This is a genomic window from Streptomyces sp. NPDC096136, assembly GCF_044763325.1.
GTDB lineage: Bacteria > Actinomycetota > Actinomycetes > Streptomycetales > Streptomycetaceae > Streptomyces.
Window position 1 is genome coordinate 1 of record NZ_JBIWFZ010000023.1, and the last position, 20959, is coordinate 20959.

14 protein-coding genes are annotated in these 20959 nt (G+C 75.2%); 6 read left to right on the forward strand and 8 right to left on the reverse strand.

What is annotated here, in order from left to right; translation table 11 throughout:
- Window positions 1-488: 488 nt before the first annotated feature.
- Both ACIRBY_RS32495 and ptsP read left to right on the forward strand, forming a co-directional pair.
- Window positions 489-938 carry a PTS glucose transporter subunit IIA gene (locus ACIRBY_RS32495; RefSeq protein WP_403907473.1) on the forward strand — a complete coding sequence of 150 codons (450 nt, stop codon included), beginning with the start codon at window positions 489-491 and terminating at the stop codon, window positions 936-938.
- Between the two features lie 77 nt (window positions 939-1015).
- Window positions 1016-2686 (forward strand): phosphoenolpyruvate--protein phosphotransferase, encoded by a 1671-nt coding sequence (ptsP, locus tag ACIRBY_RS32500; protein ID WP_403907475.1) that lies wholly within the window; start codon window positions 1016-1018, stop codon window positions 2684-2686.
- A gap of 83 nt (window positions 2687-2769) precedes the next feature.
- Here the strand turns inward: ptsP and ACIRBY_RS32505 are convergent, their stop codons facing one another.
- Window positions 2770-3702, reverse strand: coding sequence for a hypothetical protein (locus tag ACIRBY_RS32505; RefSeq protein ID WP_403907477.1), 933 nt, complete (start codon window positions 3700-3702; stop codon window positions 2770-2772).
- Between the two features lie 70 nt (window positions 3703-3772).
- Window positions 3773-5749 (reverse strand): acetoacetate--CoA ligase, encoded by a 1977-nt coding sequence (locus ACIRBY_RS32510; protein WP_403907479.1) that lies wholly within the window; start codon window positions 5747-5749, stop codon window positions 3773-3775.
- 210 nt (window positions 5750-5959) lie between these two features.
- Between ACIRBY_RS32510 and ACIRBY_RS32515 the strand changes: the two genes are divergently transcribed.
- Entirely contained in the window at window positions 5960-8308 is a 2349-nt protein-coding gene (locus tag ACIRBY_RS32515) for a TIM-barrel domain-containing protein (protein WP_403907481.1), read from the forward strand.
- Between the two features lie 80 nt (window positions 8309-8388).
- Here ACIRBY_RS32515 and ACIRBY_RS32520 read toward each other — a convergent pair whose 3' ends face one another.
- Window positions 8389-8898, reverse strand: a complete 510-nt coding sequence (locus tag ACIRBY_RS32520) for an NUDIX domain-containing protein (RefSeq protein WP_403907483.1) — start codon at window positions 8896-8898, stop codon at window positions 8389-8391.
- A 125-nt stretch (window positions 8899-9023) separates the two neighbouring features.
- Between ACIRBY_RS32520 and ACIRBY_RS32525 the strand changes: the two genes are divergently transcribed.
- The gene (locus ACIRBY_RS32525) at window positions 9024-9473 is read left to right on the forward strand and encodes a Zn-ribbon domain-containing OB-fold protein (protein WP_403907485.1); all 450 of its coding nucleotides are present in this window, start codon (window positions 9024-9026) and stop codon (window positions 9471-9473) included.
- Window positions 9470-10660, forward strand: coding sequence for a lipid-transfer protein (locus ACIRBY_RS32530; protein WP_403907487.1), 1191 nt, complete (start codon window positions 9470-9472; stop codon window positions 10658-10660). The genes ACIRBY_RS32525 and ACIRBY_RS32530 overlap by 4 nt, the downstream gene beginning before the upstream one ends.
- 206 nt (window positions 10661-10866) lie before the next feature.
- On the opposite strand, the gene ACIRBY_RS32535 is transcribed toward ACIRBY_RS32530, so the two are convergent.
- The 4 genes from ACIRBY_RS32535 to ACIRBY_RS32550 are packed head-to-tail and all read right to left on the reverse strand — an operon-like array spanning window position 10867 to window position 15325.
- The gene (locus ACIRBY_RS32535) at window positions 10867-11493 is read right to left on the reverse strand and encodes a GTP-binding protein (protein ID WP_403907489.1); all 627 of its coding nucleotides are present in this window, start codon (window positions 11491-11493) and stop codon (window positions 10867-10869) included.
- Window positions 11474-11926: a DUF742 domain-containing protein gene (locus ACIRBY_RS32540; RefSeq protein WP_366453503.1), complete on the reverse strand. Its 453-nt coding sequence runs from the start codon at window positions 11924-11926 to the stop codon at window positions 11474-11476. The genes ACIRBY_RS32535 and ACIRBY_RS32540 overlap by 20 nt, the downstream gene beginning before the upstream one ends.
- A gap of 10 nt (window positions 11927-11936) precedes the next feature.
- On the reverse strand, window positions 11937-12374 hold the full coding sequence (locus ACIRBY_RS32545) for a roadblock/LC7 domain-containing protein (protein ID WP_042818290.1): 438 nt from the start codon (window positions 12372-12374) through the stop codon (window positions 11937-11939).
- Window positions 12371-15325 (reverse strand): nitrate- and nitrite sensing domain-containing protein, encoded by a 2955-nt coding sequence (locus ACIRBY_RS32550; protein WP_403907492.1) that lies wholly within the window; start codon window positions 15323-15325, stop codon window positions 12371-12373. The genes ACIRBY_RS32545 and ACIRBY_RS32550 overlap by 4 nt, the downstream gene beginning before the upstream one ends.
- A gap of 345 nt (window positions 15326-15670) precedes the next feature.
- Here ACIRBY_RS32550 and ACIRBY_RS32555 point away from each other — a divergent pair, with 345 nt between their 5' ends.
- Window positions 15671-16048, forward strand: coding sequence for a hypothetical protein (locus ACIRBY_RS32555; RefSeq protein WP_403907494.1), 378 nt, complete (start codon window positions 15671-15673; stop codon window positions 16046-16048).
- 73 nt (window positions 16049-16121) lie between these two features.
- On the opposite strand, the gene ACIRBY_RS32560 is transcribed toward ACIRBY_RS32555, so the two are convergent.
- Entirely contained in the window at window positions 16122-20864 is a 4743-nt protein-coding gene (locus ACIRBY_RS32560; RefSeq protein WP_403907496.1) for a hypothetical protein, read from the reverse strand.
- Window positions 20865-20959 lie beyond the last annotated feature (95 nt).

Here is a 20959-nt window from a genome sequence, read left to right on the forward strand (position 1 = left end):
TTCCTCCGGGCTTTCGTTCTTTCCTGCGTTTCCGACTCTATCAGACTCTTTCGTGTCCGACTTCCTCGGTGCTTTCCAGGTTCTTCGCTTTCGCGCTTTCCCTTTCCAGCGGCTCCGACCTTACCAGTGCTTTTCCTTCTCTCCGACCACCCTGCGTCGCGCCGGAATGGCGCGCCGAAAAGGAGTGGAGATCGAGATCGTCACTGCTGAGGAGGGGTCCCGTCCATCGACTGTTCGCAAGATGTTCACGCAACACGTCTCGGCGGGAGTCCCGACAGTACAGGCCCTCCGGAGCGCAGGCAAATCGATTCACGCGTATGGTCTAGTCCACCGGTCTAGTCCACTAGTCTCCGTGTCCAAGGGTCAGTCCGGATCGGGAACGACATCGGGCGAACCCGTACAACCTGTGCAATATCCTTCAGACGAGTACGCCGTTCGCGACATGCAGTGACGGCGACACGAAGAAGCCCCACCCCTGGGAGGCCCCCATGACCAGCGTGACGTCCCCACTCGCCGGACGCGCCATCGGACTCGCGGCAGTGCCCGACCCGGTGTTCTCCGGCGCCATGGTGGGACCGGGCACCGCCATCGATCCCGTGCGCGAGCCCTCTGAGGCGGTGTCCCCCGTCGACGGTGTGGTCGTCTCCCTCCACCCGCACGCGTACGTCGTCGTCGACGCCGAGGGCCACGGGGTGCTGACGCACCTCGGGATCGACACCGTCCAGCTCAACGGCGAGGGCTTCGAGCTGCTCGTCAACAAGGGCGACAGCGTGACCCGTGGCCAGGCCGTCATCCGCTGGAACCCGCAGGCCGTCGAGGAAGCCGGCAAGTCGCCGATCTGTCCCGTCGTGGCCCTGGAGGCCACCGCCGACTCCCTCGGTGACGTGAACGAGGACGGGGACGTCAAGGCCGGCGACGTCCTCTTCAGCTGGCAGTGACGCGTCCGCCTGCTCCCGCGGGCGAGTCGGACATCCACCGCGGCGGCTGCGGCCGCCGCTCAATCGGAGACGGTGAAATGGAGACAACGCTGCGAGGCGTCGGCGTGAGCCACGGTGTGGCGATCGGCGAGGTGCGGCACATGGGTACGGCCGTGCTGGAGCCGCCGGCGAAGCAGATCGCCGCGGACGAGGCGGAGCGCGAACAGGGGCGCGCGCGTCAGGCCGTGGAAGCGGTGTCGGCCGACCTGATGGCGCGCGGCCAGCTGGCGGGCGGCGAGGCCCAGCACGTGCTCGAGGCCCAGGCGATGATCGCCACGGACCCCGAGCTGATGTCGGACGTGGACCGGCGGATCGTCGTCGGCAGCACCGCCGAGCGCGCCGTGTACGACGCCTTCGCGTCCTACCGCGACCTGCTCGCGGGGGCCGGCGAGTACATGGCCGGGCGGGTGGCCGACCTGGACGACGTGCGCAACCGGATCGTGGCGCGCCTGCTGGGCGTGCCGATGCCGGGTGTGCCGGACAGCGACGAGCCGTACGTGCTGATCGCGCGGGACCTGGCGCCCGCGGACACGGCGCTGCTGGACCCGGCGCTGGTGCTCGGCTTCGTGACCGAGGAGGGCGGGCCGACCAGCCACAGCGCGATCCTCGCGCGGGCGCTGGGCGTGCCCGCCATCGTGGCGCTGCCGGGTGCCGGGGAGATCGCCGAGGGGACGGTCATCGCCGTGGACGGCAGCACCGGCGACCTGTTCGTCGAGCCGACCGCCGAGAAGCGGGCCGAGCTGGAGGCCGCGGCGGCCGAGCGGAAGGCGGCGCTGGCCGCCTCCTCCGGTCCGGGTGCCACCTCCGACGGGCACAAGGTGCCGCTGCTGGCCAACGTGGGCGGTCCGGCGGACGTGCCGGCCGCGGTGGAGGCCGGGGCCGAGGGCGTGGGCCTGTTCCGCACCGAGTTCCTGTTCCTGGACGACAGCAGGAAGGCTCCGTCCGAGGAGAAGCAGATCGAGTCGTACCGCAAGGTGCTGGAGGCCTTCCCGGAGGGCCGTGTGGTCGTGCGCGTCCTGGACGCGGGCGCCGACAAGCCGCTGGACTTCCTGACGCCGGCGGACGAGCCGAACCCGGCGCTGGGCGTGCGCGGTCTGCGGACGCTGCTGGACCACCCCGAGGTGCTGCGGACGCAGCTCACGGCGCTGGCGAAGGCGGCGGAGGGGCTGCCGGTCTACCTCGAGGTCATGGCCCCGATGGTGGCGGACCGGATCGACGCCAAGGCGTTCGCGGACGCCTGCCGCGAGGCCGGTCTGCGGGCGAAGTTCGGGGCGATGGTGGAGATCCCCTCCGCCGCGCTGCGGGCGCGCTCGATCCTGCAGGAGGTCGAGTTCCTGTCGCTGGGCACGAACGACCTCGCGCAGTACGCCTTCGCCGCCGACCGCCAGGTGGGCGCGGTGTCGCGGCTCCAGGACCCGTGGCAGCCGGCGCTGCTCGACCTGATCGCCCTGTCGGCCGAGGCCGCCAAGGCGGAGGGCAAGAGCTGCGGTGTCTGCGGTGAGGCCGCGTCGGACCCGCTGCTGGCCTGTGTGCTGACGGGTCTGGGTGTCACCTCCCTGTCGATGGGATCCGCTTCGATCCCGTACGTGCGGGCGACACTCGCCAAGTACACCCTCGCGCAGTGCGAGCGCGCGGCGGCGGCCGCGCGGGCCGCGGACAGCGCCGAGGAGGCGCGGGTGGCCGCGCAGGCGGTGCTGTCGGGCGAGTAGCCGGACGCGTGTCGTGACGTCGAGGGGCCTTCGCCGGCGGCGGGGGCCCCTCGGTCGTACCCGGGGACGGATCGGGTCCGGTCTCAGGCGTGGGGGCCGGGGCCGTCGACCTCGTAGCCGGGGCAGTACTCGACGCCCGGTTCCGGGGGCACGGGTTCGCCGGTGTCGGCGTCCGTGCAGTAGGCGTCGAACACGGCGGCGGCGGAGAGGGCCGCCAGGCGCCCGCGGTCCAGGCGCCAGCCGTGCACCCGGTCCGGGGCGCCTGCGGTGGTGCTGCGCAGGACCAGTCCGCCGGTGCCGCCGAGGGCGAGGCCGGCGGCCAGGACGGTCACGAAGTCGAGCTGGTCGCGGCCCTCCGCGCGGAGCGGGCCGCCGGGTTCGGCGGGCGCCTCGGCGTGCAGGGCGGCGATGAGCTGCTCGGTCTCGGTGGGGACGCTGCACACCAGGTGGTGGTGGCCGGGGCCGGCCCCGTCGACGAGCCGGTGCAGGAGGGCGGAGGCCCGTTCGAAGGAGGCCCGGCCGATGTCCTCGCCGCAGTCCGCGCACTCCCCCGCTCCGGCGAGCAGCGCGCCGGCGTACTCCCAGGTGGACTGCCGGACGGCGGCGTCGACGAGGAGGGGCAGGAGTTCCTCGACGGGCTGGCCCGCGTAGGGCAGGGCGGGGCCGCAGGCGAGTTCGGCGGTGAAGCGCTTACGGGTCGGGGCGCTGTCCGGGTCCAGCCCGTGTTCGGCGCAGTAGTCGGCGTATTCCGCGGGGTCGAAGAGCGCGACGGTGGTGTGGATGCCCTGGGCCGCGAGGGAGCGCAGCAGGGCGTCGACGTGGTGGAGGTAGTCGGCGTATTCGTCGTGGTGGTCGAAGGCGAAGCTGCGGTAGTCCCGCATGGCCGCGAAGTCCCGGGCGTCGGCGAGGAGGCCGACGGTGCTGGGGACCTCGCGGCGCAGCTCACGGCGGAGGCGGGAGGTGGTGTTCCTGCCGCGTGGGGTGTCGTGGTGCGAGGTGTCGGGCGTGGTGTTCATGGCTCCCCCTGAGTGGCGCGCCGGACGGCGCGACGGCTTGCTCACTCACGGTAACCATGACCACTGACAGTCACCTCCGGGTGCGGCCGAGCTCCTCGTAGAAGGCGAGCAGGTCCGGGTTGTCGACCGAGCCGGGGTTGACCGCCTTGGCCATCGGGGTGCCCTGGAGGAGGCGCTTGACGGGGACCTCGATGCGCTTGCCCGTGAGGGTGTGCGGGACGGCCGGGACCTCGATGACCTCGTCGGGGACGTGGCGCGGGGAGAGCTGCTCGCGGATGGTCGCGGCGATCTTCTTGCGCAGGGCCTCGTCGAGGACGGCGCCGGGGGCGAGGTGGACGAAGAGCGGCATCCAGTAGCCGCCGTTCGGCTCCTCCAGGCCGATGACCAGGGATTCCTTGATCTCGGGGAGGCGTTCGACGGCCTCGTAGATGTCGGCGGAGCCCATCCGGACGCCCTGCCGGTTGAGGGTGGAGTCGGAGCGGCCGTGGATGACGACGGAGCCGCGGTCGGTGATCGTGATCCAGTCGCCGTGCCGCCAGGCCCCGGGGAACATCTCGAAGTAGCTGTCGCGGTAGCGGCTGCCGTCGGCGTCGTTCCAGAAGTGGATCGGCATGGAGGGCATGGGGGCCGCGACGACGAGCTCGCCGACCTCGCCGGTGAGGGGCTTGCCGGCCGGGTCCCAGGACTGGAGGTCCGTGCCGAGGCAGGCGGCCTGGAGCTCCCCGATGTGGACCGGGAGGGTGGGGACGGCGCCGGCGAAGCAGCTGCACACGTCGGTGCCGCCGCTGACGGAGGCGATCCACAGGTCCTCGGCGACCTCGTCGTGGAGCCAGCGGAAGCCGTCGGGCGGGAGCGGGGAGCCGGTGGTGGCCACGCACTTGACGGCGGAGAGGTCGAAGTCGCGGGACGGGTGCACCTCGGCCTTCTTGCAGGCCATGACGTAGGCGGCGGAGGTCCCGTAGAGGGTGGCGCCGGTGCGCTCGGCGATCCGCCACTGGGCGCCGGTGTCGGGGAAGCCGGGGCTGCCGTCGTAGAGGACGACGGTGGTCGCGGTGAGGAGGCCGGAGACGAGGAAGTTCCACATCATCCAGCCGGTGGAGGTGTACCAGAAGAACCGGTCCTCGGGCCCCAGGTCGCAGTGCAGGCCGAGCTGCTTGAGGTGTTCGAGCAGGATCCCGCCCTGGGACTGGACGATCGCCTTCGGCGCACCGGTGGTGCCCGAGGAGTACAGGATCCACAGCGGGTGGTCGAAGGGGACGGGCTCGAAGACGGGCTCGGTGTCGCCGGAGGTCAGCTCCGCCCAGGCGCGGGTGCCCTCGGGGGCGGGGGTGCCCAGGAGCGGGATGTGGACGACGGCGCGCAGGGAGGGGAGCCCCGCGCGGAGCTCGGCTACGGTGTCGCGGCGGTCGTGCTCCTTGCCGCCGTAGCGGTAGCCGTCGATGGTGAACAGGACGACGGGTTCGACCTGCTCGAAGCGGTCGAGGACGCTGCGGGCCCCGAAGTCCGGGGCGCAGGAGGTCCAGACGCCGCCGACGGCGGCGGTGGCGAGGAGGGCCACGACCGCTTCGGGGATGTTGGGGAGGTAGCCGCTGACGCGGTCTCCGGGCCGTACGCCGAGGGCGCGCAGCTCGGCGGCGAGGGAGCCGACCTGGCGGCGGAGCTCGGACCAGGTGACCGGGGTGGGCTCGTGGGTCTCGTCGACGTGGAGGAGGGCGGCGTCCTGGGCGCGGGCGGGGTCCTCGGCGGCGCGCAGGGCGTGCTCGGCGTAGTTGAGGGTGGAGCCGGTGAACCAGTGGGCGCCGGGCATGGAGCGGTCGGCGAGGACGCTCTGGTAGGGGGTGGTGAACCGTACGTCGAACCATTCGGCGACGGCCTGCCAGAAGACGTCGAGCTCGTCGACGGACCAGCGCTGCAGGGCCGGGTAGCCGCCCTCGGCGGGGGCTCCGAAGCGCTCCGCGGCCCAGGCCTGGAAGGCGGTGACGCGGGCCGCGGCGATCCTGTCGGGGCTCGGGGACCAGAGGGGTTCCGGCTGGGTGGCAGAGGTCATGGGTCGGCTCCCGGTCAAGTCTGTGGCTCGCGCTTCGTGTGCGTACGGTGCCACCGCTGCGTCGGTGTGCGCGCGGCGGCTCACAGGGACGATGCCATGTGATCGACATCCGCACCAGAGCCGTCCGCGGCGGCCGGGGTGTTCCTTTCCCGGGTGAACGGCAGCTGAACGCCGCCCGCTGGGCGGGGGCCCGGTGGCAGGGTGATCGCCATGGACGGTCGTGAGCTGGTGCGTGCGGTGAAAGAGATCGGTACGGCGCGCGGGCGGCGCGCCTGGCGCGCGGCGCTGCGGCACCGGCGGACGGACGCGGAGGTGCTGGCTCCGCGGGGTGCGGAGCGGGCGCGGGTGCCGGGGCTGCTGGAGGGTACGGAGCCGCGGCCGGGCGGGGGCGTGCTGCGGTTCGCGCGCAGTGAGCTGACGGTGCGGGTGGGTGTGGGCGGCGCGGTGTTCTGGGGCTGGGACGGGGCGGCGCCGGAGCCCTCGTACGCGGTGCTGGGCGGGGGGCCGGAGCCGGATCCGCGGGCGGTGCTGGAGCCGGACACCGGGGGCGGCTGGCGGGTGGTGTCGGAGCGGGTGACGGTGGCGGTGTCGCGGCACGGGGCGGTGGAGGTGCGGACCCCCGGCGGGGCGGTGCTCCGGCGGGAGCTGCCCCCGCGCTGGTGGGATCCGGCGCAGGGGGCGGCCGGGGGCGGTTCGCGGTGGTCGCAGCGGGCGGAGGTGCCGGCGGACGCACGGTTCTTCGGGCTGGGCGGGCGGGCGCGGGGGCCGCGGCTGCGGGACGGGGAGTACCGGCTGTGGAACACCGACCCGAAGGGCGGGTTCGGTCCGGGCACCGATCCGCTGTACATCACGATGCCGGTCCAGATGGTGGTCGCGGACGCGGGGACGCACCTGGCGTTCTACGACAACACCTGGGACGGGCGGCTGGTGCTGCGCGAGGGCGAGGAGGGGGCCGGTTCGGGGGCGGACCGGCCCGGGTCGAGCGAGCTGCGCCTGGAGGGCGGGCCGCCGCGGTGCTGGGTGCTGGTGGGTACGCCCGGACGGGTGGCGCAGGGGTGGGCGGGGCTCACGGGGGCGCCCGCGGTGCCGCCGGAGTGGGCGCTGGGGTACCAGCACGCGCGGTGGGGGTTCGGGAGCGCGGCGGAGGTGCGGCGGGTGGTGGCCGGGTACGCGGAGCGGGGGCTCGCGCTGTCCGCCGTGCACCTGGACATCGACCACTACGACGGGCACCGGGTGTTCACGGTGGACCGGGAGGCGTTCCCCGATCTGCCGGGGCTGGCCCGGGAACTGGGCGCGGCCGGGGTGCGGCTGGTGTCGATCGTGGACCCGGCGGTGAAGGCGGGGGACGCGGTGCACGCCTCGGGGCTGGGGGTGGGGGCGCAGGGGGCGTTCGTGCGGGACGCGCGGGGGCGGGAGGTGCGGGGGGAGGTCTGGCCGGGTGAGTGCGCCTATCCGGACTTCACCGATCCGGCGGCGCGGGAGTGGTGGGGCGGGCTGTACGGGGAGCGGCTCGCGCAGGGTTTCTCGGGGTTCTGGCACGACATGAACGAGCCGGTGTCGTTCGCGCCCTGGGGGGACGCGACGCTGCCCCGGTCGGCGCGGCACGTGCTGGAGGGGGCGGGCGGCGACCACCGGGAGGGGCACAACGTGTACGCGCTGGGCATGGCGCGGGCGGGGTGGGAGGGCCTGGTCCGGCTGCGGCCGGCCGAGCGGCCGTTCCTGTTCTCCCGGTCGGGGTGGGCGGGGATGCAGCGGTACGGGGGCACCTGGTCCGGTGACGTGGAGAGCAGCTGGGAGGGGCTGCGGGCGTCGCTGGCGCTGGTGCTGGGGCTCGGGCTGTGCGGGGTGCCGTACTCCGGGCCGGACGTGGGGGGCTTCGGGGGTTCGCCGTCACCGGAGCTGTACCTGCGGTGGCTGGAGCTGGGGGCGTACCTGCCGCTGTTCCGGACGCATTCGGCGATCTGGGCGGGGCGGCGGGAGCCGTGGGAGTTCGGGCCGGAGGTGGAGCGGGGCGCGGTGCGGGTGCTGGCGGAGCGGGAGCGGCTGCGGCCGTACTTCGTGACGCTGGCGCACCTGGCGCGGCGGACGGGGGCGCCGTACGTGCGGCCGCTGTGGTGGGGGGCGCCGGAGGACCGGCGGCTGCGGGACTGCGAGGACGCGTTCCTGCTGGGGGACGCGCTGCTGGTGGCGCCGGTGCTGGACCGCGGGGCGGACCGGCGGGCGGTGCGGCTGCCGCGGGGGCGCTGGTACGACACGGCGACGGGGGCGGCGCACGAGGGGCCGGCGCAGGTGCTGCTGGACGCCCCGCCGGGGCGCACCCCGGTGCTGGCGCGGGCGGGGTCCGTGCTGCCGGTGCGGCGCGCGGACGGGTCGGTGGGCCTGGAGGCGTGGGCGCCGGCCCGGGGGCGGACCGGCGGCGGGGTGGTGATCCGGGATCCGGGGGCGGGGTTCGAGGCGGGCGAGGTGGAGCGGTACACCGTGCGGTGGGCCGGGGAGGCGGTGGTGGTGGAGGACGAGGCGGGCGGGGTGGTGAGCGGGGTGGAGGTACGGGGGGCGTAGGACCCCGCACCTGTCCTGGCCGGCCGCTGCCGGGGCCGGTTCGGTCCCCCCTCCCCCCGTTGCGGTCGGCCGCCGGCGGGTCAGGCGTAGTGGCCGGCGAACCAGGAGGCGGTGGCGCGGGTGTGGAGGGGGAAGGCCAGGTCCGTCGGGGCGTGGAGGACGTGCCAGCCCGTCGTCTCGTCGGTGGGCACCGACGGCGGGAGGGCGGAGGCGGGGCGGGGCGGGAGGAGGCCGAAGACGAGGAGGTGGCCGTGCGGGGAGCTGAGGACGTCGGCGAGGGTCACCTCGGCGGCAGGGGCCTCGATGCCGGTCTCCTCGCGGAGTTCGCGGACCACCGCGTCGCGCCAGTCCTCGCCGAAGTCGATGAATCCGCCGGGCAGGGCGACCCCGCCCCTGGCGGGTTCGATGGTGCGGGTGATGACCACCAGGCCGGTACCGGAGGAGTCCTCGACGGGGAGCAGGGCGACGGCCACCGGGAGCGGGTTGCGGTAGGCGACGGTGCCGCAGGCGGCACAGGCGCGGGGCCAGTCGGTGGAGTCGAACGGAGCTCCGCAGGCGGAGCAGTGCGAGTCCCTCAGGTGTTCCGGCATGCGGAGATCGTAAGCCAAGGGGTCTGGCGGCGGGGGCGGTTGGGCCTCCGGTCGGGACCGGTGACCCGGGGCCTCCGGCGTGGCAGACTGCTGACGGATCGTCAGATACGGTTTCGGGAGGGGTCTTGACACGCACACGTACACCCGTGGTGAGCGGATGGTTCGCCGATACGCCCGGCGGCTTCCGCCTCCTCGGTACGAAGTGCTCCGCCTGTACGGCGGTGTTCTTCCCGCGCGAGGACGCGTACTGCCGCAATCCGCACTGCCCCGGCGGCGGTGCGCTCGCCGAGGTGCCGCTGTCGCCGCGCGGCCGCGTCTGGTCCTACACCGACGGGCGCTACCGCCCGCCCGCCCCGTACGTGTCCGACCCGGACGCGCCCTGGGAGCCGTACACGCTGGTCGCGGTGGAACTGGAGGCCGAGGGGATGGTCGTGCTCGGGCAGGCCGCGCCCGGGGTGACGGTGGCGGACCTGGCGGTCGGCATGGAGGTGGAGGTGGTGGCCGGGGTGCTGGACGAGGACGCCGGGACCGCCCGCGCGACCTGGCGGTTCAGGCCGGTGGAGGGGGCGCGGTGAGCGGGGACGTGGCCGTGCTGGGAGCCGGTATGCACCCGTGGGGCAAGTGGGGCCGCAGCTTCGTCGAGTACGGGCGGGCCGCCGCGCGGGCGGCGCTCGACGACGCCGGGCTGGAGTGGACCGACGTGCGGTCCGTCGTCGGCGCCGACACCGTGCGCGGCGGGTACCCGGGCTATGTCGCCGGGGCCACCTTCGCGCGGGCGCTCGGCTGGCAGGGCGCCCGGGTGACCAGCGTGTACGCGGCCTGCGCCTCCGGGGCCCAGGCCATCGGGTCGGCCCGGGCGCAGATCCTCGCCGGGCTGGCCGACGTGGTGCTGGTGGTGGGTGCGGACGCCGCGCCGAAGGGGTTCTTCGCCCCGGCCGGCGGCGACCGGCCGGACGATCCGGACTGGCTGCGGTTCCGGCTGCTCGGGGCGACCAACCCGGCGTACTTCGCGCTGTACGCCCGCCGCCGGATGGCCCTGTACGGGGACACCGGCGAGGACTTCGCGCAGGTCAAGGTGAAGAACGCGGCGGCCGGGGCGCTCAACCCGAACGCCCGCTACCGCAAGGCCGTGACGGCCGAGGAGGTGGCGGCGTCGGCGGTGGTCGCCGATCCGCTGCGGCTGCTGGACATCTGCGCGACCTCCGACGGGGGCGCGGCACTGGTGCTCTCCAGCATGGACTTCGCACGGGCGCGCGGGGTGGCCGACCCGGTGCGGATCCGGGCGGTGTCGACGGTGACGCCCACGTATCCGCGGACCGTCCTGGACCTGCCGGACATCGCCACCGATTCGACGGTGGCGGTGCCCGCGGCGGCGGGCTCCTTCCGGGCCTCGATCGCCCGGGCGGCGTACGAGGAGGCGGGCCTGGGGCCGGAGGACCTGTCGCTGGCCGAGGTGTACGACCTGTCGACCGCGCTGGAGCTGGAGTGGTACGAGGACATCGGCCTGTGCGGTGAGGGCGAGGGGGCCAAGCTCGTCCGGGAGGGGGCGACCGCGCTCGGCGGACGGGTGCCGGTCAACGCGAGCGGGGGGCTGGCCTCCTTCGGGGAGGCGGTGCCGGCTCAGGCCATCGCCCAGGTGTGCGAGCTGACCTGGCAGCTGCGGGGGACGGCGGGGGCCCGGCAGGTGCCGGGGGCGCGGGTCGGGATCACCGCGAACCAGGGGCTGTTCGGGCACGGGTCGGCCGTCCTGGCGGTGCGCTGAAAGCTGCGGGGGCGCCTCCACCAGCGGGGCGGGCGGGGCGGGTACAAGTGCTGTCGCCGCGGTGCTTGACGCCCCCGGGCGGCGGGTTCACACTCTCCCCACGGTCCCGCGCCGTCGAGCGCGGGGATCCTCGCAGCCCCCCATGAGAGCCGCGGCCCGTACCCCAGTCGGCGGGGGTACGGGCCGCCTCCACGCGTGCCGTCCGGTCAGGCTCCGGCCGTGAGGCTCGCCCGGCGGGCCCGGGCCAGCGACATCGCGTGTTCGACGACTCCCACCAGCACGTCCTTGACCGACTCGCGGTCCCGGGCGTCGCAGAGCAGCACCGGTACCTCGGGGTCGAGGTCGAGCGCCTCGCGGATGGTCACCACGGGGTGGCGTTCGGCCCCGTCGAAGCAGTTGACCGCGACGAGGAAGGGCAGGCCGCGCCGTTCGAAGTAGTCGATCGCGGCGAAGCAGTCGGCGAGCCGGCGGGTGTCGGCCAGGACGACGGCACCGAGCGAGCCCTGCGAGAGCTCGTCCCACAGGAACCAGAAGCGGTCCTGTCCCGGGGTGCCGAAGAGGTACAGCACCAGGTCGTCGCGGAGGGTGATGCGGCCGAAGTCCATGGCCACGGTCGTGGTGCTCTTCTGCTCCACTCCCCCGGTGTCGTCGATGCCGACGCCCGGTTCGGAGAGCGTCTCCTCCGTCCGCAGCGGACGGATCTCGCTCACCGCGCTGACCAGGGTGGTCTTGCCCACCCCGAAGCCTCCCGCGACCAGGATCTTCAGAGTCAGCGGTTCGACCGGCGAGACGGCATGCATCGCACCGGTGCGGCTAGAGCGCCCGAAGGCCATCGATCACCTCACGCAGAATGGATTCGTCGGGCAGTTCGGCCGGGGGGACCGGCCGGGTCACATGGACCAGTTCGTCGTCGACGAGGTCTCCGATGAGGACCCGGACGACGCCGATGGCGAGGTCCAGGTCCGCGGCGAGCTCGGCGACGGACTGCGGGCGTTCCCGGCACAGCCCGAGGATGTGGGCGTGTTCCGGGGACAGGGTCAGGTCCCAGACCGGATCGTCGGCCGCCGGTTCGGCGGCGACGAGGGCGATCAGGTCGAGGCGGTGCTGGGCGGCGTGGCGGGTCCGGCCGCGGGTCATGGCGTACGGGCGTACGACGGGTCCCGCTTCGTCGTCGAACCAGTGCGGGTGGCCGCTCCCGTGCGCCGCGCCGGGGTCCTGCGCGGGTCGCGGGGAGTTCGGGAGGTGGTCGTGGCCTGGATCGCTCATACGGTCCGACTCACCCTCCGGCTGGCAGCCCGGTGCGCGGGGCGGTCGCCAGGTGGTCGCCGACGCGCTTGACCATGAGGGTCATCTCGTACGCGACCTGGCCGACGTCGGAGTCGGAGTCGGAGAGCACGGCCAGGCAGCTGCCGTCGCCGGCGGCCATCACGAACAGGAAGGCCTCGTCCAGCTCGACGACGGTCTGGCGGACCCGGCCGGATTCGAAGTGCCGGCCGACGCCCTTGGCCAGGCTGTGGAAGCCCGAGGCCACGGCGGCCAGGTGCTCGCTGTCCTCGCGGGTCAGGTCCTTGGAGCTGCCCGTCGGCAGGCCGTCGCCGGAGAGGACCACCGCCTTGCGGATGCTGGCGACCTTGTCGACGAGTTCGTCGAGGAGCCAGTTGAGCGGGCCGGGGCCGCGGCCCCTGCTGTCGTTTCCGTTCTGCGGTGCGGTCATCGACCGTCCCCTTCGTTCTCGTGCGCGGGACCGGTGGCGGCGGGGGTGCCGCCCGCGGTCTCGGACTGCTGCGGTGCCTGCTGCGGTGCCTGCTGCCGGTCTTGCTGTTCTGCGTACTCTCTGCGGCCCGCCGTCCAGCCGCGCTGGAGCGCGGACATGCGGGCGCGCACGTCCTCGGCGTCGCGGTCGGTCGGCGGCGCCTCGGGGGCTTCGGGCTCGGCGGGGGCCTGAGCGTTCTTCAGCTGGGGTGCGAGGTTCGCCTGGCGGACCCGGCGGGGCAGCCCGCCCGGGCCGGCGGCACGGGGCTCCGCGGCGGCGGCCTCCGGCCGGTCCGGGGCCTTCGGGCCGGACGGGCGGGGGTCCACGCGGCGGCCGTGCTCGGCGACCAGGGTCGGGGCGGGGCGCCGGCGGGGCAGCGGGACGGCCCCGGAGCGGGGTCCCTCGGGGCGGACCGCGTCCAGGTGCGCGCGCTCGGCGCGGACCGGGCCCGTGGGGGCCGGGGCGTCCCGTTCGGCGCCCCGGACGCGGTCGGCGGCCCCGCGGCCGCGGGCCCGGCCGACGCCCTCCGGGTCGGCGTCGCGGGCCCGGCCCCAGTCGCGGTGCCGTTCGGCGCTGCTGTCGCCGATCCGGTCGCCCTTCCAGGTGCCGCGCTCGCCGCCGCGCCGGTCGCCGTCGGGGCGGCCCGCGGAGCCCAGGCCCAGCAGGACGCTGCGCGGGGTGCCGCCCGGCGGGGTCTCGTCGTCGAGGCTGGCCATGGGCGGGCGGCCGCCGGACCCGGCGACGCCGGTGATCGTGTCGTCCAGGTCGGCGAGCCCGTCGAGGCCCTCGAGTCCGTCCGGCCCCTCCAGCCCGAGGACGCCCAGCGGGCCCTCCAGCTCGACCGGGCCGTTGAGCACGCCGGCCGGCAGCGGGCGGGCCGACGGGGCGCGGTCGAGGGCGCCGTGCGAGGGGCGGCCGGAGCCCCGCGCGCCCGGGGCCGCCTTGACGCCCTTGACCGCCGCGGCGCCCCTGGCCGCCCGTACGGCGTCGAGGCGGATGCCGCTGCCGTTGGTGTCGGGGGCCTCGGTGAGCAGGTCGGCCGGGAGGAAGACCACCGCGGTGGTGCCCCCGTACGGACTGGGCTGGAGGGCCACCTTGATGCTGTGGCGGCGCGCCAGGCGGCTGACCACGAACAGGCCGAGGCGGTCGGTGTCGGAGAGCTCGAACTCGGGGGTCTCGGCGAGCCGGAGGTTCGCGTCGAGGAGGGCTTCCGGGGTCATGCCGAGGCCGCGGTCGTGGATCTCCAGGGTGAAGCCGTTGGCGACGCGCTCGCCGTGGACCTGGACGGCGGTGTGCGGGGGCGAGAACACCGTGGCGTTCTCCAGGAGTTCGGCGACCAGGTGGGTGACGTCGGCGACGGCCGGGCCCTCGATGCCGATGCGCGGCAGGCGGCGCACCTCGATGCGCTCGTAGTCCTCGACCTCGGCGACGGCGGCCCGGACGACGTCCATCAGCTGGACGGGCTTGCGCCACTGGCGGGAGGGGGCGGCGCCGGAGAGGATCACCAGGCCCTCGGCGTGGCGGCGCATGCGGGTGGTCATGTGGTCGAGGCGGAACAGGTCGGCGAGTTCCTCGGCGTCCTCGGTGCGCCGTTCCATGGTGTCGAGGAGCGTCAGCTGGCGGTGCAGGAGCACCTGGTTGCGGCGGGCCAGGTTGACGAACACCTCGGAGACGCCGCGGCGCAGCTCGGCCTGCTTGACGGCGGCCTCGACGGCGGCGCGCTGGAGGCTGTTGAGGGCCAGGCCGACCTGGCCGACCTCGTCCTTCTCGAACTCCAGGCGGGGCGCCTCGGTCTCGACGTCCACGGTCTCGCCGGCGGCGAGGCGGCGCATCACGCTGGGCAGGCGGACGCCGGACGCCTCGTGGGCGTCCTTGCGCAGCCGGGAGAGGTCGCGGATCAGGTCGCGGCCGATGCGGACGGACAGGACGAGGGACACGGCGAGGGCGATGAAGCCGAGGACGCCGGCGACGGCGGCCTGGACGAGGACGTCCTTCGCGACGGGTTCGACGCGCTTCTGGTAGCGGTCGCCGGCGGCCGTGCCCATGGTGGCGAGGTCGTCGAGGACCTTGCGGGCGGCCTCGTCCCACTGGGCGGCGGTGACGGTGCGCGGGTTCTTGACGGCGCCCGCCGCGATGAACCGTTCCTCCGTGTCGCGCAGGGCCTTGCTCTCGGGGCCGTTCCAGTACCGCTCGAAGAGCTTGCGGTCGTCGGCCGGGAGGATCGCGAGGTTGAACTCGTAGAGCAGGCCGCGGTTGGCGACGAAGGTGGACACGCGGCGGACGTCGTTGGCGGCGACGCTGCCGGCGGCGAGGGTGGAGGCGATGACCGCGTCCTCGCGGGAGAGGGTCTCGCGGGCGCGGGTGATGCCGACCAGGGCGCGGCCCTGCTTGTCCATCTCCACGTTCTCCAGGGCGTGGAGGTTCATGAGGAAGTCGTAGCAGGGGTCGACGAGCCGGCTGTAGAGGTCGAGGGCCTGGGTGGGGTCGAGGCTGTTGGCGTCGACGGAGCGGCGCAGGGCGGCGATGCCGTGGAAGGCGTCGAGGATGGAGCCCAGGCGCTGCCGGGTGGCGGAGCTGAGCTCGTCGAGGACCTCGGGGTCGGTGGCGTTCGCGGTGATCTTGCGGACCATCTCGTCGGTGGCGGTGCGGCTCCTGGTGAGCTCCGCGGTGGCCGCGGCGGCGCGGGGGTCGCCGAGGACGACGAGGGTCTGGCGGCGTTCCTTCTGGATGACGCGGACGACGTCCTCGATGGGGTAGCCGACCTTGTCGATGACGTAGGCGACGTCGAGCAGCTGCACGGCTTCGCGTCCGGTGATCACCGTCGCGAAGCCCCAGAGGGCGGTCAGGGAGACGAGCGGCACCAGGAGCAACGCCACGATCTTCCGGCGGATCGACTTCCCGCGAAAGCGCATGGCCTCCCCAGCCTCCCCCAGCTCAACCCCGTTGCGAGGGGTCGGTGTTCCGTCGTTTAAACGGCGTGAGCCTACTACTGCCGGGGAGCGGCCTCGAAGGCGTGTCCGGACGTTTTCGGCCTGACCCCTGGACGAAGATCACGAGTTGTCCGATACTTCCGGTCAAGTCCGGCCCGATATGTGGCAGATGACACTTGGTGGGGCGTCGGTTCCCGGGTTCGCGTGGATGGCTGGAACTCTGCGGAACTCTACGGTCCGGACCGGTCGGGGCGGGTGGACCGTCCGGGACGCGGGAACCTGCGGTCGGGGCCGGTCGTTGGGCCCGGGTGGTGAGCGGAGCGGACCATGAGGATGTACGACGAGGAGTACGACGCGGTGTCGGAGGCGGCCGGGCGGGGCCTGTGGGTGGAGGAGCCGGCCCGGCGGCGGCGCATGCCGGATCCGGTGCGGGCCTCGGCGGTGCGGGCGGTGCTGGTCGTGGCGGTGACGCTGACGGAGGCGTCCGCGACCTTCTTCCTGGTGCTGACCGGGTCCTGGCTGGCGCTGCCGATGGTCCTCGGGGGGATAGCGGGGACGGTGGTGGCCACGTGGGCCGTGCTGGACGTGTGGATCACGCGGCAGATGTGGAACCAGCGGTACGGGGTGGTGTCGGAGCCGAGCAGTGCCGCTCGGGGCGACGGGACCTGGGCGGCGCCGCCGGCCGGCGGCCGGTGGGCGCGCTGACGGCGCCCGGCCCTCGGACGCCGGCGGGCGGGAGGGCCCGCCGGCGTCGGGGAACCGGGCCGGCGGACAGTCCCTAGGCCGGTGCGGAGCGGCGGAACATGCGGGTCGCCGTGATCTCGCCGTGGATGGCCTCCGGCTCCTGGGTGGGCTGCGGGAGGCCCGGGCGCAGGTGCTCCTCCACGCTGATGTACTTCAGGCCCGCCCGCAGGTCGGCGTCGTTGCGCAGGCGGATGACCAGCGGGAACTCGGCCAGGGCCGTGGTGTCGAAGAGGCCCGTGGTGTACAGGAGCTGGACGCCGAGGGCGTCGGACACGGCCCGCTGGAGCTCCAGCAGGTACGTGGCGTTGGCGCGCCCGATCGGGTTGTCGAGGAACAGCGTGCCCGCGTGGCGGTGCTTGTCGCGGCCGCGGTCGTTGCTGCGCAGGGCCGCCATCGTGCAGTAGAGGGCGATGGCGGCGGTGAGCAGCTGGCCGCCGGAGAAGACGTCGCCCATCTGGCCGACCGGTACGCGTTCGGCGCGCAGGACGGCGTCCGGCTTGAGGATCTCGACCGCGATGCCCTTGGGTTCGAGCGCGGCCTGGACGCCCCTCAGGAGCAGGGACATGCCGTCGCGGCGGCCTTCGCCGAAGGCGGCGTTCTTCTTGACGGCCGTGCGGGTGGCCTCGTCGATGACCTCGCCGAGGCGGTCGGTGAGGGTGGCCTGGTCGGGTTCCTCGAAGCGGATGCGGAGGAACTCCTGGCCCGACCACTCGCCGAGGCCCTCGGGGAGCTGGGAGAGGCGCTGGGCGGAGCGGAGGGTGGCCAGGGCGGACTCCACCAGGCCGCGCAGCCGGTCGACGATGCTGTCGCGGTTGCGCTCCAGCTGGGCGAGCTCGTCGGTCAGGACGCGCAGGCGCGGGGCGAAGGCGGCCGCCCAGGCCGCGGCGTGCTCCGGCAGGGCGGAGGCGGGCAGTTCGCGGATCTGCTGGCGGGCGGGGGTGCGCACCTGCTCGTAGCGGTTGGCGTTGGCGTGGCGGACCAGGACGTCGCTCGCCTCGCGGACGGCCGCCTCGGCGGCGGAGAGGTCGGCGGAGCAGGCGCGCAGCGAGCGGCGGGCGTCGGTGGCGGACTGGCGGGCCTCCTCCAGGGTGCCCCGGTGGGGCGCCGGCTCCTGCTCGTCCTCGGGGTGGGCGTGGTCGCGCAGCAGGTCCCGCAGCAGGGCGGCGGTCTCGTCGAAGCCGCCGGCGCCGTCCTCGGCGGTGCGGTGGGCGCGCAGCAGGTCGGCGTGGGCGGCCCGGGCGGTCTCCACCGCGGCCGAGTGCGCGGCGAGCTGGGCGGTGGCGGTGCGCAGCAGGCCCTGGGCCTGCTCCACGTCGGCCGGGACCAGGTCCTCGGGCAGCTCGGTGTGCGCCTCGCCGTCGGCGGGGGCGTGCCGTTCGGCCTCGCCGCGCAGCCGGCCGAGCTGCTCGCTCGCGGCGGAGGCGCGGGATTCCAGCATCTGTACGAGGGCCTCGGCGCGGGCGGCGGCGGCCTGGCGGGAGGGGCCGTCGGCGCCGTCGGTGCCCTCCAGGAGCTGGGCGGCGCGGGTGCGGACCTTGTTGGTGAGCCGGTCGAGTTCGGCGAGGGCGGCGCTCTCGTCGCTCTCGGCGCGGGCCTGTTCGGCGCGCAGGTCGGCGCCGACGCCGACCTTCTCGTACACCTGGGAGGCGGCCCGGTAGGCCTCGCGGAGGTCGGGCAGGGGCGCGCGCGGGCCCTCGCCCTCGGGGAGCCGGTCGGGGGCTCCGGCGATCTCGGCGCGTTCGGCGCGCAGGGCGCGGGCGGTGCGGCGGGCGTCGTCGGCGGCGCGCTGGGCGGCGCGGCGGTCCTCGTCGGCGGCGCGGGCGCGGTCCAGGCAGACCTCGGCGCGGGCCTCGGACTCGGCGGCCTCGTCGGCGAGCTCGCGGACCTTCGCCTGCCAGCCGGAGCGCTCGCGCAGGCGGTGGGCGAGGCCGGCGAGGGCGTCGGCGGCCCGGCGGGCGCGCTGGGCGGTCTCCTGGCGCTCGTCGCGGACCCGGGCGGCGTCGGCGGCGGCCTCGTCGGCCTCGGCGCGTACGGTACGGGCCTCCGTGAGCTCGGCGTCGGCCTCCTCGGCGAAGGCGCGGGCGGCGGCGGCGTGTTCCGCGAGCTCCGCGAGGCGGCCGGGCGGGCAGCCGGTGCGCCAGGAGGCGAGCCGGGCGGCGAGCTCGCGGTCGCCGGCGAGGCGGGCGGCGAGCTCGCGGATCTCGGTGTCGCGGGCCGTGGCGCGGGCGCGCAGGGCCTGGCGCTCCTCGTCGGCGGCGTGCTCGTCGTGCATGGCCGGGTTCGGCGGTACGAGGAAGACCTGGTCGGAGCCGTCGGCCGGCGGGACGGGCGCCAGCAGGGCGGCGGCGGTGCCGACGGCGACGGTGGAGCGCGGCAGCAGGGCGGCGCCGGACAGCACCTCGCGGGCCCGGCTGTGGGTGTCGGGGTCGGTGATGACGACGCCGTCGACGAGCTCGGGGCGGGCGGCGAGGACGGCGGCGTGGTCGGCCGGGGCCACGGACTGGGCGAGGTAGCGCCAGCCGGGCAGGGCCGGGATGCCGTGTTCGCCGAGGTACTCGACGGTGGCGAGGACGTCGGGGCCGGGCGGGAGCAGGCCGCCGTCGCCGAGGGCGCCGAGGATGCGGGAGTCGTCGGCGGCGGCGGTGCGCAGCTCGAACAGCTGGCGTTCGGCGGAGCCGACGGTGTCGGCCAGGAACTCGGCGAGGGTGTCGGCGTTGCGGTCGAGGTCCTCGGCGGTGAGGGCTCCGGCGGTGGTGCCGGCCTGGGGTGCGCCCGGCGCACCCGCGTGCGCTCCCACGGGGTGTCCGGGGACGGTACCGGACGCGCCGGTGCGGCCGACGGTCCCCTTGGCCGCGCCCTGCACGGCTGCGGCGGAGCCGGGCGCTTCGGCGGGGCCGCCGGTGCGCGGGTGCGGGAGGAAGGTCTCGGGGACCGAGGGGAGGCCCAGGAGCTCGGCGAGGCGCGGGGCGGCGGCCAGGGAGGCGGCGGCGCGCTCCTCGGCGGCGTGGGCGGCCTCGGCCGCGTCGGCGGCGTCGGCGGCGCGGGCCGCGGTGAGTTCGGCGCGGGACTCGGCGCCGGCGGCCTCGCGGGCGGCTTCGGCGGCGGTACGGGCGGCCTCGCGGGACTCGTCCCAGGCGGCCACGGCGGTCTTCTCGGCGTCGCTGGCGGCCAGCGCGGCGCGGGCCGGGTCGGCGTCGGGGGCGGTGTCGTCGAGCCAGCCGGCGCGGACGGCGTCGGCGGTCTCCTGCTCGACCTCGGCGAGGCGGGCCCGCAGGTGTTCGGCCTCGCTGCGGGCGCGCTGGGCGGCGGTGGCGGCGGAGGTGGCGTCGCGGTGGGCGGTCTCGCCGACGGCCTGGAGCTCGGCGGAGCGCTCCTCCTCCTCGTTGGCGGCCCGCTCCCCCTGCTCGGCGGCGGTGTGCAGGGCCCGTACCAGCTCGGCCGCGGCGGTCGCGCGGGCGGCGAGCGCCGGGGCGGCGTCCCGTTCGGCCTCGCGGATGGCGGCGGCGACGCGGGCCGAGCGGTCGGCGGCGGCGCGGTGGCGCAGGACGGTCTCGGCGGCCTGCCAGGCGGAGTGCAGGGTACGGGCTTCGAGGAGCTCGCGGCGCTGGGCGGCGGCGGCCTTGTCGGCGACGGTCAGGGCCAGCGAGGCGTGCCGGTAGGCGAGTTCGGCGGAGACGGCGGCGCTGCGGGTGCGCTGCTCCTCGGCGGCGGTGACGGCGTGGGCGGCGCCGGTGACCTGCTGGGCCAGGTCGGCGGCGCGGCCGCGTTCCTCGGCGGCGCGGGCGGAGAGCCGGCGGGCGAGGGTGCGGGTGCGGCGTTCGGCGCCGGCGTGGACGTCGCGCAGCCGGGCGCGGGTCTCTGCGGCCTCGACGATGCGGGTGAGCAGGTCGACGGAGCCCGCGGTGAAGTCGCGTTCGGCCATCAGCTCGGCGCGGCGGCCGAGCTTGTTGCCGAAGCCGTGGACCAGGTCGGCGAGGCCGTCGGTGTCGCGGGTGTCGGTGACGGCGCGCAGCAGCAGGTCGGTGAAGTCGGAGTCCTTCTTGACCGCGAAGAGGCCGGCGGCCTCGCCCTCGTCGGCGTTCATCTCGCGCTGGTAGCGGAAGAGTTCCGGGTCGAGGCCGAGTTCGGTGAGGTGCTCGTTCCAGCGGTCGTGGATCTCCTCCCAGGACACCTCCAGGTGCGGGTAGGCCTTGCCGGCCTCGGTGATCGCGTCGCGGAAGCCCTTCATGGTGCGGCGGCGGCCCTGGGCGCCGGAGGCGCCCTCGACGGGCGGGCGCACGGAGGTGGCCTCGGCGACGGGGAGGTTGTCCAGGCTCAGGCCCGGGCCGGGGCGGAAGGAGTACCAGGCCTCGGCGAACTTGCGGGGGTCGTTGGAGACCTGGCGGCCGCGCCATTCGCTGACCTTGCCGACGACCACGCACTCGCCGGTCTGGGTGTGCTGCCACTCCAGGGCGACGTGGCCGCAGTCGTCGGCGAGGAGGAACTTGCGCAGCACGCCGGAGCTGGCGCCGCCGAGGGTGTTGCGGTGGCCGGGGAGCATGACCGAGAAGATCAGCTTGAGCAGGACGGACTTGCCGCCGCCGTTCTCCAGGAAGAGCACGCCGGCCGGGGCGGGGCGGCGGGGCGGGCCGGTGGGCTCGTCCTCGAAGAACTCCGCCTGGGCGGGCGCCGGGTGGGGTACCGGCTCGCCGACTCCGCGCAGGTCGAGCACGGTGTCGGCGTAGCGTGCGCCGGCGGGCCCGATGGAGTAGAGGCGGATCCGGGACAGCTCGTACATGGCGGCGGACTCTCGTGGTTTCTCGGTACGTTCGGAAAGCGCGGGGCTCGGACGTGGGCTCGGACGTGGGGGGACGGGCGGGGCGCCGGGGCGGG